We start from the raw sequence: 531 nt of genomic DNA on the forward strand, positions 1-531 counted from the left end.
GTCCGGGGCCTGTTCGAGGATGACGTGGGCGTTGGTGCCGCTGATGCCGAAGGAGGAGACGGCGGCGCGCCGTGGCCGGTTCGTGTCGGGCCAGGGTTGGGCGTCGGTGAGTAGGGCGACGGAGCCGGTGGTCCAGTCGACGTGGGGTGTGGGTTCGTCGGCGTGCAGGGTGGCGGGCAGGGTGTGGTGGTGGAGGGCGAGGATGGTTTTGATGATGCCGGCGGTGCCGGCGGCGGCCTGGGTGTGGCCGATGTTGGATTTGAGGCTGCCGAGCCACAGTGGCTGGTCGTTGGTGTGGTGCTGGCCGTAGGTGGCGAGGATGGCCTGGGCCTCGATGGGGTCGCCGAGGGGGGTGCCGGTGCCGTGCGCCTCGACGGCGTCGATGTCCGCGGCCTCGAGTCCGGCGTCCGCCAGCGCCGTGCGGATGACGCGTTGTTGGGCGGGTCCGTTGGGGGCGGTCAGGCCGTTGGAGGCGCCGTCCTGGTTGACGGCGCTGCCGCGGACGACGGCGAGCACGGGGTGGCCGTGGCG

1 protein-coding gene is annotated in these 531 nt (G+C 72.5%); it reads right to left on the reverse strand.

All coding sequences use genetic code 11. The features are described from left to right. Positions 1-531: polyketide synthase (locus tag ND747_RS16630; RefSeq protein WP_251734514.1), on the reverse strand; the 531-nt coding region annotated here is incomplete at both ends.

Origin of the sequence: Frankia sp. R82 (genome assembly GCF_023716925.1) — a bacterium.
In the GTDB taxonomy this organism is placed as follows: domain Bacteria; phylum Actinomycetota; class Actinomycetes; order Frankiales; family Frankiaceae; genus Frankia.